General features: G+C 58.7%; 14 protein-coding genes and 1 pseudogene. 7 read left to right on the forward strand and 8 right to left on the reverse strand.

Annotated elements, in window-relative coordinates:
- The first annotated feature begins 12 nt into the window (after positions 1–12).
- Positions 13–1,311 (forward strand): transporter, encoded by a 1,299-nt coding sequence (locus GIW48_RS05460; protein WP_099549304.1) that lies wholly within the window; start codon positions 13–15, stop codon positions 1,309–1,311.
- A gap of 120 nt (positions 1,312–1,431) precedes the next feature.
- Here GIW48_RS05460 and GIW48_RS05465 read toward each other — a convergent pair whose 3' ends face one another.
- Positions 1,432–2,757: a sigma-54 dependent transcriptional regulator gene (locus GIW48_RS05465; RefSeq protein ID WP_099549303.1), complete on the reverse strand. Its 1,326-nt coding sequence runs from the start codon at positions 2,755–2,757 to the stop codon at positions 1,432–1,434.
- 344 nt (positions 2,758–3,101) lie between these two features.
- On the opposite strand from GIW48_RS05465, the gene GIW48_RS05470 reads away from it, so the two are divergent.
- Positions 3,102–3,362 carry a hypothetical protein gene (locus GIW48_RS05470; RefSeq protein ID WP_170039662.1) on the forward strand — a complete coding sequence of 87 codons (261 nt, stop codon included), beginning with the start codon at positions 3,102–3,104 and terminating at the stop codon, positions 3,360–3,362.
- Positions 3,363–3,429: 67 nt separating this feature from the next.
- On the opposite strand, the gene GIW48_RS05475 is transcribed toward GIW48_RS05470, so the two are convergent.
- The 3 genes from GIW48_RS05475 to gnd are packed head-to-tail and all read right to left on the reverse strand — an operon-like array spanning position 3,430 to position 6,754.
- Entirely contained in the window at positions 3,430–4,254 is an 825-nt protein-coding gene (locus tag GIW48_RS05475) for an HAD family hydrolase (RefSeq protein ID WP_236461143.1), read from the reverse strand.
- Entirely contained in the window at positions 4,251–5,774 is a 1,524-nt protein-coding gene (gene zwf / locus GIW48_RS05480; RefSeq protein ID WP_017138122.1) for a glucose-6-phosphate dehydrogenase, read from the reverse strand. Before zwf ends, GIW48_RS05475 begins: the two co-directional genes overlap by 4 nt.
- Positions 5,771–6,754, reverse strand: coding sequence for a phosphogluconate dehydrogenase (NAD(+)-dependent, decarboxylating) (gene gnd / locus GIW48_RS05485; protein WP_017138121.1), 984 nt, complete (start codon positions 6,752–6,754; stop codon positions 5,771–5,773). Before gnd ends, zwf begins: the two co-directional genes overlap by 4 nt.
- Positions 6,755–7,024: 270 nt before the next feature.
- On the opposite strand from gnd, the gene GIW48_RS05490 reads away from it, so the two are divergent.
- The 4 genes from GIW48_RS05490 (at position 7,025) to GIW48_RS05505 (ending at position 11,817) form a co-directional block, all read left to right on the forward strand.
- The gene (locus tag GIW48_RS05490; RefSeq protein ID WP_268935033.1) at positions 7,025–7,201 is read left to right on the forward strand and encodes a DUF6026 family protein; all 177 of its coding nucleotides are present in this window, start codon (positions 7,025–7,027) and stop codon (positions 7,199–7,201) included.
- A 152-nt stretch (positions 7,202–7,353) separates the two neighbouring features.
- Positions 7,354–9,096 carry a phosphoethanolamine transferase CptA gene (locus GIW48_RS05495; RefSeq protein WP_236461141.1) on the forward strand — a complete coding sequence of 581 codons (1,743 nt, stop codon included), beginning with the start codon at positions 7,354–7,356 and terminating at the stop codon, positions 9,094–9,096.
- Positions 9,097–9,224: 128 nt separating this feature from the next.
- On the forward strand, positions 9,225–11,462 hold the full coding sequence (locus tag GIW48_RS05500; RefSeq protein WP_236461139.1) for a TonB-dependent siderophore receptor: 2,238 nt from the start codon (positions 9,225–9,227) through the stop codon (positions 11,460–11,462).
- Between the two features lie 142 nt (positions 11,463–11,604).
- A complete protein-coding gene (locus GIW48_RS05505) occupies positions 11,605–11,817 on the forward strand; it encodes a hypothetical protein (protein WP_017138117.1) in 213 nt (70 codons plus the stop codon).
- 112 nt (positions 11,818–11,929) lie between these two features.
- On the opposite strand, the gene GIW48_RS05510 is transcribed toward GIW48_RS05505, so the two are convergent.
- The 4 genes from GIW48_RS05510 to GIW48_RS05525 all read right to left on the reverse strand — a co-directional run bounded on the left by GIW48_RS05510 (position 11,930) and on the right by GIW48_RS05525 (position 14,804).
- A complete protein-coding gene (locus GIW48_RS05510) occupies positions 11,930–12,421 on the reverse strand; it encodes a GNAT family N-acetyltransferase (protein WP_017138116.1) in 492 nt (163 codons plus the stop codon).
- A 157-nt stretch (positions 12,422–12,578) separates the two neighbouring features.
- Complete coding sequence (zapE, locus tag GIW48_RS05515) at positions 12,579–13,685, reverse strand: cell division protein ZapE (protein ID WP_236463081.1); 1,107 nt, start codon at positions 13,683–13,685, stop codon at positions 12,579–12,581.
- 15 nt (positions 13,686–13,700) lie between these two features.
- Entirely contained in the window at positions 13,701–14,036 is a 336-nt protein-coding gene (locus GIW48_RS05520) for a nuclear transport factor 2 family protein (protein WP_017138114.1), read from the reverse strand.
- Between the two features lie 51 nt (positions 14,037–14,087).
- Positions 14,088–14,804 carry a helix-turn-helix transcriptional regulator gene (locus GIW48_RS05525; protein ID WP_170039668.1) on the reverse strand — a complete coding sequence of 239 codons (717 nt, stop codon included), beginning with the start codon at positions 14,802–14,804 and terminating at the stop codon, positions 14,088–14,090.
- A gap of 92 nt (positions 14,805–14,896) precedes the next feature.
- Between GIW48_RS05525 and GIW48_RS05530 the strand changes: the two are divergent.
- A pseudogene (locus GIW48_RS05530) lies at positions 14,897–15,109 on the forward strand (aldo/keto reductase); the annotation flags it as partial.
- Between the last annotated feature and the right edge of the window lie 321 nt (positions 15,110–15,430).

Raw genomic sequence — 15,430 nt, forward strand, 5'->3', positions numbered from 1 at the left:
ACGGCTTATTTCATGCATCGATCTTTATCGTTACGTGCCGTGATTTGTTTGAGTACGCTCCTACCCGCTTCGGTGCTGTACGCCGCGCCGGATACCGATATCGAAACACTGAAGCAGGAACTGCTGGAGCTCAAGCAACGTTATGAAGTGCAGCAAAAAGCACTGGCCGTATTGGAGCAACGCGTAAGGCAAGTGGAAGATCAGCCCGCAACACCTACGCCCAAACGCCTGGCCAAGTCGCCTGCCGACTTCCAGAAAGGCGGTACGACAGTGGCCGGCGTCGGCGCGGGCGCAGCGTCCGGCGGTGCAGCCGGTAACAGCTCGTACGGGCAAAGCCTGAAGGACGATTCCGCCCCGGCACAAAGTGTGAGCAACTTGTACAACGAGGCCAGCGGCTTTTTTGGCAATGGCAAGTTCAGCTTTGAAACCGGACTCACCTATGCCCGCTACGACGCGCGCCAATTGTCACTCAACGGCTTTCTGGCGTTGGACTCGATCTTCCTGGGCAATATCAACCTGGACCGGATCAAGTCGGACAGCTGGACCCTGGACCTCACCGGCCGCTACAACCTGGACAACCGTTGGCAGTTCGACCTGAACGTGCCGGTGGTGTATCGCGAAGCGACCTACCAGTCCGGTGGCGCCGGCGGCGATGCCAAGAATACGTCGGAAGCCTCAGTCAGCCGCGACCCAACCATTGGTGATGTCAACTTCGGCATCGCCTATAAATTCCTCGATGAGAGCGCCAGCCTGCCGGATGCGGTGGTGTCGTTGCGGGTCAAGGCACCGACCGGCAAGGAACCCTATGGCATCAAGCTGATCGAGCAAGCCAGCAATAACAACCTCGCCGTGCCGGAAAGCCTGCCGACCGGCAACGGGGTGTGGTCGGTCACGCCAGGTATTTCGCTGGTCAAGACGTTCGACCCCGCCGTGCTGTTCGGCTCGCTCTCCTACACCCATAACTTCGAAGACTCGTTCAGCGATATCAGCCCCAATCTCAATCAGAAGATCCCTGGCAAAGTCAGCCTGGGTGACAGCTTCCAACTCGGTGTCGGGGTGGCCTTCGCGCTCAATGAGAAGATGAGCATGTCGTTCTCGGTGTCTGACCTGGTGCAACGTAAAAGCAAGGTCAAGCAGAGCGGCCAGGACTGGCAATCGGTGGTGTCCAGCGATGCCAACGCCGGGTATTTCAACGTCGGCATGACGATTGCGGCGTCGGATAACCTGACGATCGTACCGAACCTGTCGATTGGGATGACCGATGATGCGCCGGACTTTACGTTCAGCCTGAAATTCCCGTATTACTTTTAGCAGTAGTGGGACGCGGAGCGTCCCTGGCGGCATTCCCACGCGGAGCGTGGGAACGATCAGGCAGCAAGGAAAAGCCCCGCAACGATAAGGGTCGTTGCGGGGCTTTTCGGTTTACCCGCCCTAGCGGATCTGGTGTTTGTGCAGCAACCGGTAGAACGTCGGCCGGGACACGCCCAACACGCGGGCCGCGATACTCATGTTATCGCTGTGCCGGTTGAGCACATCGCACAACGCCTGGCGTTCAGCGCGGTGCTTGTAATCTTCCAGTGTAGCCATCGGTGGCGCAATTGCCTGCTCGCACTGCAACCCCAGGTCACCGGCTTCGATCTGACGCCCTTCTGCCAATACCAGGCCACGGCGCACGCGGTTCGCCAATTCGCGCACGTTGCCCGGCCACGGGTGTTGGCCCAGAGCAACCAGAGCATCCTCGCTGAAACTGCGCGGCCTGCGCCCGGTTTCCTGGCTGTAGAAACGTGAGAAATGGTTGGCCAGCATCGCAACGTCGCCGTGCCGCTCGCGCAGCGGCGCGGTTACCACCTGCAAGACATTAAGCCGGTAATACAAGTCTTCGCGAAAGGTGCCCTTCTCAACCGCCGCTTCCAGGTCCACGTGTGTCGCCGCCAGCACCCGCACATCCACCGGGATGGGCTGGCTGCCACCGACGCGCTCGATCTGCTTTTCCTGCAGGAAACGCAGCAAGTTGGCTTGCAGTTCCATTGGCAAGTCGCCGATCTCATCGAGAAACAACGTGCCACCGTGGGCCGCTTCGATACGCCCGACCTTGCGCTGATGCGCGCCGGTGAACGCACCTTTTTCATGGCCGAACAGTTCGGACTGGATCAGGTGCTCGGGAATGGCACCGCAGTTGATCGCGACAAAGGGCTTGGCATGACGCTGGGATTGGCGATGCAGGGTCTTGGCCACCAGCTCTTTGCCGGTGCCGCTGTCGCCGCGAATCAGCACCGGCGACTCTGTAGGTGCCAGCTTGGCGAGTAATTTGCGCAGCTCACGAATGGGCCGGCTGTCGCCCAGCAGCTCGTGTTCCTGCGCGTCGATCAGTGTGTGGCCCTTGCCGCGCAAGCGGGCCATGCCGAATGCACGCCCCAGCGTTACCTGCACGCGTGCCACATCAAACGGCAAAGTGTGGAAGTCAAAAAACCATTCACAGACAAAATCACCGACATTTTGCAGGCGTAGTACATCCTGGCTGAGCACCGCGATCCATTCGGTGCCGCTGCGGCTGATCAATTCCTTGACGGCCTCCGGGCGCTCCAGGTGATAGGGCTGCAGGCGCAACAGCCCCACATCGCACGACCTGTCGCCTACGGCGCCGAGCGTGCAGCTGTCCACTTCCCACCCCGCACTGTGCAAACCAGGCAATAGCTGGTGGCAGTCGTCGCACGGGTCGACTACAAGCAAGCGTCGTTGGACAGGTGTAACAACCATGACTATTCCTTGGCGCCAAAATTGTTAAAGTTATTTATAAACAACGGTTTGTGCGGCCTGGCGCTAACACTAGCAAGTTATTGACACAGCCTTTGTATTATTTCGCTATAAGTCTGGGCACAAAGCCATCTCTGCGTCGCTGGGGCCAAAAAATCAGGCGCGACCGCCACACTCAATGCGCTTTCAAAACAGCCGCTTACATGACGCCAATCACGAAAAGTTGAAATTTCTTGATCTAAGATGTGACCCGTACCCTGCCATCGTGCATCAGTACAAGTAACTCACCGTCTGGCTCGCCCAACCGACGGTACTTAAATGACTGGGCATTTAGAGAGAAGACCCACATGAACGCCCCGCTCCGCATCAACGAAGCTCTTTTGATCGCAGACCGTGCCTTCCAGCCCTTTCAGTGCGTGGCCTGGCACGATGGCAACGGCGCCCTCAGCCTGAGCGTCATCGACCGTACCAATACCCGCATCGGCAGCAAACAGCTGTCTTCGAGTACTTATACCGATCCGACTCAACTTGAGGATTTGTTGTTGCAGGCGCGTGCCGAACTCGACAAAGATGGCCATCAGTTGTTGTCGTGGACCATGCCCAAGTAAGACGCGGCAGTAACTTCCGATCATTGCATAACAATGATCGGAAGTTGAGCATCACAACGTAAGCGGCTTATCGCGGTACGAGAATAAAGCGCTCGATCGCTTCAGCTGCGCCGTCCTCGACATTGCTGCCGGTCACAACACTGGCTTGGCGCTTGACCGTTTCTTCCGCCTGCCCCATCGCAATCGACAAACCCGCCACTGCAAACATCGCCGGGTCATTGCCGCCGTCGCCGATAGCTGCCGTTTGTTCCATGCGCACACCAAGGTGCGCGGCCAAGGTTTTCAAGGCCTCGCCCTTGTTGGCGAGCATGGCCGTGACATCCAGGTACACCGGCTGCGAGCGTGATACCTGCGCCAGGCCCTGCACCTTGGGCTGCAACTGCGCTTCCAGCTCCACCAATAACTGCGTGTTGTTGCTGGCAGCAACGATCTTGTCGACCCGGTCCAGGTACGGCTCAAAACTCTCCACCACCACCGGCCCGTAGCCCAAGCCATCGGCTTCACGCTGCATCATCGGCCCAGGCGGATCACGGCGCAGCCAATCGCCGTCAGCGAACACCCAGACTTCCACATCCGGTTCGGCCGAAAACAGCGCCAGTGTCACCGACGCCGCCTCTGCCGGCAGATGATGGGCAACCAGGATGCTGCCATCCGGGTTGATCAACGTGCCGCCATTAAAACCCGCGACCGGCACATCAATACCAAACGTTTCGATAAGGTGCAGCATGGCCTTGGGCGGCCGCCCGCTGGCCAGGCTGAAAAATACCCCGGCGTCACGCAACGCGCGGACAGTATCGGCAGTGCGCTGGCTAAGGCTATGGTCAGGATGCAACAAGGTCCCGTCTACATCACTGAGCACCAACTGGATGGGATGAATCGCTGCATCACTCATCCGAGGCTATGCCAGGTGCGACCATCGCGGGCCAGCAACTCGTCGGCGGCCGCGGGGCCGTCTTCTCCGGCCTTGTAAGCCTGAATCGCGTCATCCTGCTTCCAGGCATCCAGGAACGGCTGCACCGCACGCCAGCCATTTTCGATGTTGTCGGCGCGCTGGAACAAGGTCTGGTCGCCGGTCATGCAGTCGTAGATCAAGGTTTCATACCCGGTCGACGGCTGCATTTCGAAGAAGTCCTTGTAGTCGAAACCCAACTCGATATTGGCCATTTCCAGGGCCGGCCCGGGTTTTTTGGCCAACAGGTCGAACCACATACCTTCGTTTGGCTGGATCTGGATTTTAAGGTAGGTGGGCTTAAGCTCATCCACATCCGTGTCGCGGAACTGCGCATACGGCGCGTGCTTGAAGCAGATCACGATTTCGGTGTCACGGATGCTCATGCGCTTGCCAGTACGCAGGTAGAACGGCACGCCGACCCAACGCCAGTTGTCGATCATCACCTTGAGGGCGACAAACGTCTCAGTGCTGCTATCAGGCGCAACGTTGGCTTCTTCACGATAACCGGGCAACGACTTGCCGCCGATTTCGCCAGCGCTGTATTGGCCGCGTACCGAGTTGGCGCGCGCATCTTCCAACGACCACGGGCGGATCGCACCCACTACCTTGGCCTTTTCACCGCGCACCGCATCAGCGCCAAACGCCGCCGGCGGCTCCATGGCGACCATCGCCAGGAGCTGGAACAGGTGGTTGGGGACCATGTCGCGCAGGGTGCCGGTTTTCTCGAAGAAGTTACCCCGCGTTTCGACGCCGACGGTTTCCGCCGCAGTGATTTGCACGTGGTCGATGTAATGGTTGTTCCAGAACGCTTCGAACAGCACGTTGGAGAAACGGCTGATCAGGATGTTCTGCACCGTCTCCTTGCCCAGGTAATGGTCGATGCGATAGATCTGCTTCTCGCTCATCACCTTGAGCAGGCACGCGTTCAGCGCTTCGGCGGTGGCAAGGTCCGACCCGAAAGGTTTTTCGATCACCACACGACGGAAACCATCATCGGTCTCGTTGAGCAAGCCGGCACTGCCCAGGCGCTGCGCCACTTCACCGAAGAAGCGCGGTGCAGTCGCCAGGTAGAACACCGCGTTACCGGTGCCGCTGTCGGCGATCTTCTTGCCGATGTCGGCGTAGGTGCTGTCGTCGAGGAAATCGCCCTCGACGTAGCTGATGCCTTTGGCCAACTGCGCCCATAACGCGGGGTCCAGGGCGTTTTCGGCATTGCCCCGGACTTTGCTCGCGGCCTCGGTGCGAATGAAGTCTTCGAGTTTCTTGGCGAAGTCGGCATCACTGATAGCGTTGTGGTCAACGCCGACAATGCGCAGGCCGTCGCCCAGCAGCCCGTCACGACTCAGGTTGTACAGCGCCGGCATGAGCAGGCGCTTGACCAGGTCGCCATGGGCGCCAAACAGAAACAAGGTAGTGGGTGGAGCGGGTTCGGCCTTGGGTTTCTTGCCGTTAGCGGTCATTTTTTGGAAGTCTCCACATGGCCACCAAAGCCGAAGCGCATGGCAGACAGCATTTTGTCACCGTAGGTGCTCTGCTGACGGGAACGGAAGCGGGCGAACAACGAGGTGGACAGCACCGGTACCGGCACGGCTTGCTCCATGGCGGCTTCGATGGTCCAGCGGCCTTCGCCACTGTCGGCCACGGAACCGGAGTAGCCATCGAGTTTCGGGTCGGTGGCCAACGCGTCGGCGGTCAGGTCCAGCAACCAGGACGAGACCACGCTGCCACGGCGCCAGACTTCGGCGATATCGGCAACATTGAGGTCGAAGCGCTCGTGCTCCGGCAGGTTCTCCGAGTTTTTGGTCTTGAGGATGTCGAAGCCTTCAGCAAAGGCCTGCATCATCCCGTACTCGATGCCGTTGTGGATCATCTTCACGAAGTGCCCGGAACCGGCTGGGCCTGCATGGATGTAACCGTGTTCGGCACGGCTGTCGGCAGAGGCCGAACGGTCCTTGGTGCGCGGGATGCTGCCCAGGCCCGGTGCCAGGCTGGCGAAAATCGGGTCGAGGCGCTGCACGGTCTCGACGTCGCCGCCGATCATCATGCAGTAACCGCGCTCCAGGCCCCAGACGCCGCCGGAGGTGCCGACGTCAACGTAATGCAGGCCTTTTTCCGACAAGGCCTTGGCTCGGCGAATGTCATCTTTGTACATGGTGTTGCCGCCATCGATGATCACGTCACCGTCTTCGAGCAACTCACTGAGCGTATTAATGGTGTCTTCGGTGGGCGCGCCTGCCGGCAACATCACCCACACAGCGCGCGGCTTTTGCAGCCCGGCTACCAGGGCCTTCAGGTCGGCGACGCCGGTGGCGCCCTCCTCGCTCAAGCCTTTGACGAATGCTTCGTTACGGTCGTAAACAACGGTGGTATGCCCATTGAGCATCAGGCGCCGCGCAATGTTACCGCCCATGCGGCCTAGTCCGATAATCCCCAGTTGCATGTGCTGATGCTCCTAACTACTAAATAAATGTGTGACATAGTTTATAGCGCAATGAGGCTAATGAGGGTTAGTCCAGAGCGGATCGGTGTAGTTTCATGACAAAAAAACGCCATCGTTTCAGCATCACCGCTGAAAAAGTCACAGCGACCACCAAAAATAAAAAAGTTCCATTGCCCCGAAAAAGAATTCAGAATTGCTTTCGACTGTTGCCGAGAACCTCGATTGACGCGTTCCGGCACCGCGATCTACCGGCTATTTGCGAGGTAAGCAATGAGCACAGCACAGATGACCCGAGCGCCACAGACCCTCTACGTGAGCGTGCGTCGCGATGAATTGCGCCAATTAAAAGAAGAACGCGATCAACTGCAGCAGGAGGTTCTGCGTCTGCGCGCACACCTTCAAGCACAGGTCAATCAGGCATCCGGCACCCAGCCTGCACTTTGCTGAACCTGAGCTGAACAAAGCCTTCAGAAATAACTCACGAAGTTTTCACATCCTCCTCCCGATACTCCCGCCGAATAGGGCCACGCACACGCGGCGGCCCACTGTCGCGCGCATTCCTGCGCAGCGACTGAGCAATTATCGGGTTGGAGTACTGGATGGCGATGTTCAAACGCAGCACCAAGTCTGCGAAAGGCTTTGATTGGGCCGGTCTTGGCTGGTTGTTCCTGTTTTTCTGGTATTTCTCGGGTATTACCCAACTCCTGATCCAGCTGACCGGCACCTCCGGTTTCAGTGGTTTTCGCCAAGCCTTCTTCCTGAGCGCGTTCTGGCTCGCGCCGATGCTGCTGTTCCCAAAGCGCACGCGCTTGCTCGCGGGCTTGATCGGCGTGGTGCTGTGGGCGTGCTCGATGGCCAGCCTGGGTTATTTCTTCATTTACCAGCAGGAATTCTCGCAAAGCGTCATCTTCATCATGTTCGAGTCGAACATCTCTGAAGCCGGCGAATACGCGACCCAGTACTTCGCCTGGTGGATCGTGCTGGCATTCATCGCCCATACCGCAGTAGCCGTATTCCTGTGGACCCGCCTGCGCCCGGTTTACCTGCCGCGTGGCCAGGCGCTGCTGGCAGCCACCGCCATTGTGCTGGCCGTTATCGGTTACCCGCTGGTCAAGCAGATTGCAACCAACCCGACCATGGAACTGGCCATCGACGGTTTCGAAAGCCGCGTCGAACCGGCCGTGCCATGGCAGATGATCGTTGCCTACCGCCGCTACACCGAACAGCTCAACAGCATGCAGGGCATGCTCACCAGCGCCAGCAAGATCCCGCCCTTGAAGAACCTCAAGGACACCATGGCCGACCAGCCGTCGACCCTGGTGCTGGTAATCGGCGAATCCACCAACCGTCAGCGCATGAGCCTCTATGGCTACCCGCGCAACACCACGCCGGAACTGGACAAGCTGCGCGACCAATTGGCGGTGTTCGACAACGTCATTACTCCGCGGCCCTACACCATCGAAGCACTGCAGCAGGTGCTGACGTTTGCCGACGAAGAGAACCCGGACCTGTACCTGAAGACGCCCTCGATCGTCAGCGTGATGAAACAGGCCGGCTACAAGACCTACTGGATCACCAACCAGCAGACCATGACCAAGCGCAACACCATGCTCACGACCTTTTCCGAGCAGGCTGACGAGCAGGTGTACCTCAACAACAACCGCAACCAGAACGCCCGCCAATACGACGGCGACGTGCTGGCACCGTTCGCCAAGGCCCTGGCCGACCCCGCCGAGCGCAAGTTCATCGTGGTGCACCTGCTGGGCACTCACATGAGCTACCAGTACCGTTACCCGCCAACCTTCGACAAGTTCACCGATCGCCAGGGCGTACCGGCCGGCATCAGCGATGATCAGTTGCCGACCTACAACAGCTACGACAATGCGGTGCTGTACAACGATTTCGTGGTGTCGAGCCTGATCAAGGATTACGCCAAGACCGACCCGAACGGCTTCCTGCTGTACCTCTCGGACCACGGCGAAGATGTGTTCGACTCGGCCGGCCACAGTACCCTGGGCCGTAACGAAGGCAAACCGACGGCGCCGATGTACACCATCCCGTTCATGGCCTACGCCTCGCCGAAATGGCGCGAAACCCATGACTGGAGCTTTGCCAGCGATTTGCAGCGGCCTTACAGCAGCTCGCAGTTGATCCACACCTGGGCCGACCTGGCCGGGCTGAGCTTCGATGAATGGGACCGCAGCAAGAGCCTGGTGAACGACACCTTCAAGCCACGCCCGTTGCTGATTGGTGACCCTTACATCGGCCAGAAAAAGGGTTTGATTGATTTCAGTCTGATCAAACCGAAGAAGTCAGACGCCTCCGAAGTGGTTGCTAAATAGCGTGAGCCTTGTAACAGAAAGATAACAATCATTCTCGTTTAAGCCTAAAGTTCCGCGCGCCCTTTCGTCTTTGAGCCAAGGCCTTCTCTTAATGAGAAGGCCGCAAAGACGACAAGGAGTCTGCCGCGATGTTCGCGCCCTTTACCCGTTCCATGACCCTCACCCTTGGCCTGTTCAGCGTCGCGCTGAGCCCGGACCTGCGGGCTGAAACCGACCCCGAGCCTGCCCCGCCACGCCCCTTTGAGCTGGGTGCCACCAGCATCACCGCCGAAGGCCTGGGCGCGACCACCGAACACACCGGGGCCTACACCACCGGCTCGATGAACACCGCCACCAAGCTGAACCTGTCGATCAAGGAAACCCCGCAATCGGTTTCGGTGATCACCCGTCAGCAGATGGATGACTTCAACCTCAATACCCTGACTGACGTGCTGCGCCAGACCACAGGCATAACGGTGCAACACCTGGACTCGGATCGGGTCGGCTACTCTTCCCGCGGCTACTCGATCAGCAACTACCAGGTCGACGGCATGCTCAGCACCTACGGGCGCATGAAGCCGGATGCCGACACCATCATCTACGACCGCATCGAGGTGGTGCGCGGTGCCACCGGACTGACCACCGGCGCGGGTGACCCGTCGGCCACGGTCAACATGATCCGCAAGCGCCCAACCGCAGACTGGCAAGCCAGGGCCGGCGTCAGCGGCGCCAGCCATGACAACTACTACAGCTACGTTGATGTGGGCGGCCCCCTGGCGTTTGATGGGCGACTGCGTGGACGCACGGTACTTGCCTATCGCGACAGCCAGTCCTATCGCGACAATTACGCCATGCAACGGGAGGTCGGCTACGGCATCCTCGAAGGCGACCTGACCGACGACACCGTGGTCGCCGTAGGCTTGGACTATCAGAACAAACATGTGCAAGGCACCTCTTGGGGCACCCTGCCCTACTGGAACAGCGATGGCAGCAAGGCGCGACTGTCACGCTCGGCCAACATGGCTGCCGACTGGAGTTCCTGGCCACTCAAAGACAAGACCACCTTCGCCTCTATCGACCATAAACTGTCCGCTGACTGGCGCCTCAAGGCGGCCTACACCCATCGCCAGAGTGATACTGATGGCAAGGTGTACTACGGCGGCGCCGGCTACCCCAACCCGGATGGCAGCGGCATGAACGCCTGGACCAACCAGATGGTCGGTACATCGAAAATGGACGTGGTGGACTTCAACCTTGCCGGGACCTATTCATTGTTTGGCCGTGAACATGAGCTGATGGCAGGGTATGGCGAATCCGAGCAGCGAGACTCATCGCCGTTTCAGCGCTACAGCACACCCGAAGGTTATGAAGACATTCAGGACTGGCGGCACATGGGCGGTATCCCCAAGTTCCCCGACCGCACCACCGGCCTCAAAGGCGAACACAGCAGCAAAAAACAGAAAGCCCGTTACCTGGCTACGCGCCTGAGCCTCACCGACCAACTGCACGCTGTACTCGGCGGCCGCTATGGCAGTTGGGAAATCGAAAGCGTCTCGCCGCAGTACAACGACAATAACCAACTGACTCAATCGAGCAAAACTCGCCAGACCCACAACGATATGTGGACGCCGTATGCGGGGCTGCTCTACGACATCACCCCCGAGTACACCGTGTATGCCAGCTACACCGATATCTTCAACCCTCAGGATGAGCGCGATTCCAGCAAGAAGTACCTGGAGCCGGTGGTGGGCAGCAACTACGAAGTCGGGCTCAAGGGCAGCCTGCTCAATGAGCGCCTGAACCTGGCCACCGCGTACTTTTGGAGCACCCAGGATAACGTCGCCGAACTCGATAACAGCGCACCGCCGGATCCGGTCACGCGCGAGCAGTTCTACAAGTCGGGCGGCAAAGGCAACAAGGTCCAGGGCTTTGAGGTGGAAGCATCGGGCGAGGTCCTGCCAGACTGGAACCTGACAGCAGGCTACACCTACACCCACTCGGTCAATGGTGATAAACAGCGCAACAACACCGACCAGCCACTCAACCTGTTGAAACTATCGACGGCCTATCGCCTGCCGGGCCAATGGCGCGGGTTGACCGTAGGTGGCGCGGTTAACTGGCAGAGCGATTTCTACAAATTTGCCCCACGCCCTACCGGTGGCCGGGACAGTGACGGCCGGCTGATCACCGAAAGCACCAAGATCACCCAGCAGGCCTACACCGTGGTCAACCTGATGTCGCGCTATCAATTCGACGAACACGTTTCGGCGTCAGTTAACGTCAACAATCTATTTGATAAAAAATATTACGAACGCGTCGGTTTTTATAATGGCGTGTATTGGGGAGACCCACGCTCCATCACACTGGCACTGGATTGGCGGCTATAAACTGCATCCCCGAAGTTAACAAAAACGTTAACTTCGGGGCCGTTCCATGTTAATTCCCACTTAATAAGACAGCCCCATAGTCGCTCCATGAATCGGATCACGGAGCGATCGAACACCACTCACTCTTAATGGGAATACTGCCATGAAACTTTCGACCTTAATGCTTGCCGGCCTGATGAGCCTGACCTCCGTAGCCGCCTTCGCAGAGGGCGGTTCAGAGCGCTCGAAGGAGTTTTACAACAACTTCGCCTTCACCCAGCAGCAAATTCACGGCACCACGGACAAAACAGCACTGGCCGACGGCAAGTCTGTAAAGCCCGAACAAAACAGCGCTGAACAACAGCCTAACAGCTGATTTAATCTTTAGTTAATCTGCATGCCCCTATGCCAACCCGCTCCTTTGGCAAAGGTTAATTTGGCGCCATTTAATGGCGCCTTTTTTATGTTGCCTATATTAAGCGCAGTGATTAAAGCGGTTTGCTCCAGAACAGCATACGACCGTGGGCGGGGTCAAATATCGAATCATCAAAACCAAACTTTCGATAGGCCGCTTGCGCCACGTCATTGCCTTCGAGCACTTCCAGGGTGATCTTGCAGCAACCGCGCTGGCGGGCAATTTCCTCGACCTTGAGCAGCATTTTCTGGCTAAGCCCCAGGCCACGAAACTGATTCATCACCACCACATCGTGCACGTTGATCAGCGGGCGGCAGGCAAACGTCGAAAAACCTTCAAAGCAATTGATCAGACCCGCCGGCTCCCCGCCGACAAACGCCAGTACGCTGAACGCGTGGGGGCGCTTGGCCAGTTCGGCTGGCAGTTGCTGCAACAGATCGGCCGGCAAGGTGTGACCGCCACCCATCGGGTCTTCAGCGTAATGGTTAAGCACCAGGCCAATGGCTTCGGCATGCACGGGGTTGGTGTAGCTGGCTTGCAGCACCAGGATGTCTGGGGTGTCCATTTCCTTCCTCAATCACGACAACAAGGGAATCGGTTCCCTTTGAGGAGACAATTGTAAGCGGGGAGCCCGTCGCAGATGAAGGAGATTAGCTACAAATACCTGACGGAAATGACGAAGGTTGCGCCCACCAACAAGCACCACTGGCCTGGGATTTGTCCTAGGCGCCGAACCGCTGCAGTTGCATCTCTTGCAAACGACTCAAGGTGCGCCGGAACGCAAACTCCAGATAACCCTCGGTGTAAAGACTTGCCAACGGCACCTGGGCCTCGATAAACAGTGGCACCTTGCGGTCGTAGCACTCATCCACCAGCGCGATGAAGCGCCGCACACTGTCATCGTGTACCGACAATTCAGGCAACTCACGGTCACCGGCCATTACTCGCTGAACACCATCTTCGGTGCCACGGGCAATCCGTCCCGGACGTTTTTGTGCGCTCAGGTTGGGCACTTCACCCAGCAGGATCGCCTTGTAGCGATCGCACAGCAGCATAAAGTCCATCGCTGCCAAGGGTTGCTCGCACAAATCGGCGTACCGGCACCAGAGCACCGTGTCGCTGGACTGCACCGCCACTATCGAACGGTACCCGACGCTGACCACGCCGCTGCCGGGCACCCGGCCTTCGCTTAACTGTTTGAACAGTGTGGCGAGCGCTTGTGGCTGATTGACCCAATAGCGCTGCAGCCCCACACCTGGATGCAAACGGTGATCTTCACCACCGTCCACTGCCACCACGTGCATATGTTGCTTGAGCGCCTCAATACCCGGCAAGAATCGCTCGCGGTTGAAGCCGCCTGCGTACAGCTCGTCCGGTGGTTGGTTGGAGGTGCAGACCATGACCACGCCCTCCTCGAACATCACCTGGAACAGCCGGCCGAGAATGATCGCATCACCGATGTCGCTGACGAACAGTTCGTCGAAACACAACACGCGCACGTCCTGGCTGAGTTCGCGCGCCAAAGCCTGCAAGGGGTCATGGATGCCACTGAGCTGGAAAGAGCGCTGATGCACCCAGCCCATGAAGTGATGAAAATGCTGGCGCCGCGCAGGTACACGCAAGCTGTGATAGAACTGGTCCATCAGCCAGGTCTTGCCCCGGCCCACTGGCCCCCACAGGTAAACCCCGGGAATCGGCAAGCGGCCGTGGTGCAAGGCCTCAAAGCAGGTTTGCAGGGCTTGCACCGCCCGGCACTGGGCGTCGTCGGGCACGAAGCCTTGCTGGGCGATGGCGTACTGGTAGGCGGCAAGCGGCGAGTCGAAAGTCATGCGTGCCAGTATGACTTACAGCGAGATATCCAGCCGTGAAATCTTGCCCTGCTCGTTCAGGCGGAAGGTATAACGCAGCTCCAAAGGGCTACCGGGGAAATTGCCGGAGACCCTGTTGCTGACCAATACCTTACCGGTGCGATGCTGCACGTTGATCACTTCAACACGAGGCTGATAGCGACGCCCGGTGTCTTCAACCCAGCGGGCAATGGCTGTCGGACCAACTTGATGATCGCCTTCATCGAATACGTTGGCATCATCGGCAAAGCACTGGGCAATGGCTGAGGTGTCGCCGGTATTGGTCGCGGTTATGTAGGCTGCAATGGCGGGGGCTAACGCTGGAAAAGACATGGCACAGCTCCTTTTTAGTGATTTATGGCGCCATGCTAAGCCAGCCCTGTGTCAGTTTTTGTCAGGAGTGAACGGTCCCGAATCATTGTGTTCCATCAACTTGCGCCAGCCGCGCAGCAGGTCGCTGCGCCGGCCAGGGTAACGCTCACCGTGGGCGTCAGCTGCGGCCACCCGGTCGGTGCGAAACGTACGGTAAGCGCCACGCAACTCGCACCAGGCCACGATCACACGGACCTCATTGAGAAACCCCAATGCCAACGGCCAGATCAACCGCTGGCTCTGGGTTTGGCTGGCGTCTGCGTAATCGATATGCAGCTTGGCCTGGTTGCGAATCGCCTCACGAAACACATTCAGCGGTACGCGATTTTCCGGGTAGCCAAACCCCGGCGGCCCCGGCAGCAGCGTGGGGTTACGCAAGGCTTCCTGCGCAACCGGGTCGAGCACATCGGCAATTTTTGCCAAGGCATTAGCCGCCGCACGACTGAGCACGTCGTCGCCGCGCTGGTCCACATAGCGTAACCCCAGCACGATGGCTTCAGTTTCCTCGGCGTTGAGCATCAATGGTGGCAAAAACAGCCCGCTGCGCAACACATAACCCACCCCCGCCTCACCAAAAATCGGCGCGCCGAGTGCCGTCAGCTCAGCGATATCGCGGTACAGCGTGCGCTCGGAGACTTCCAACTGCGCAGCCAGTACGGCCGCGGTCACCGGGCGCTTCTTGCCCCGCAGGGCCTGCAACAAGGTGAGTAAACGAGTGGTACGCGACACTTGGACCCCGCCGAAAAAGGAAAAAGTGCCGCAGCTTAGCAGAGCGCCCTGTCAGAAAATGTCAGCAGCAAAAAAGACCCTTGACCGAATAAATTACAAAACTCGGCAACAACCGCAAGAACATGGTGCGGGCGGTCGAAGAAAGCCTCAAAAGCTTGAACACCGATCACATCGACCCGCTCTGGGCGCACATGAGCGACAACGTCACGCCGATGGAAGAGATACTGCGCAGCTTCGATGTCTTGGTGCGCGCCGGCAAGATCCACTATGCCGACCTGGCGAACGAGCAAGTGGCCCGCCTGGACACTGCCGGCGCAATTCCATTGGGCGTTCCCCACGGGATTATCTCGGAGCGCTTCGCGCTCGACCACGGCGCAGACACACCGCGCCCACCGGTTATTTGAGACGAAAAAAAACGGCCTGTTCAGGCTAATGCCAGCCAGTTGAGCGCGAGAACTGACAACCAGTAACCTGTGGCGAGGGAGCTTGCTCCCGCTGGGCCGGGCTGGCGCTCCAGCGCGAAGCAGCCCCTGCTCTTTGCTTTAAAAGCATGGGACTGCTACGCCGCCCAACGGGAGCAAGCTCCCTCGCCACAATTACCGGCTATGTCTTAATTGACTGGCATT

The sequence above is a fragment of the Pseudomonas sp. PA-6-3C genome, from assembly GCF_021605825.1.
Taxonomy (GTDB): domain Bacteria; phylum Pseudomonadota; class Gammaproteobacteria; order Pseudomonadales; family Pseudomonadaceae; genus Aquipseudomonas; species Aquipseudomonas edaphica.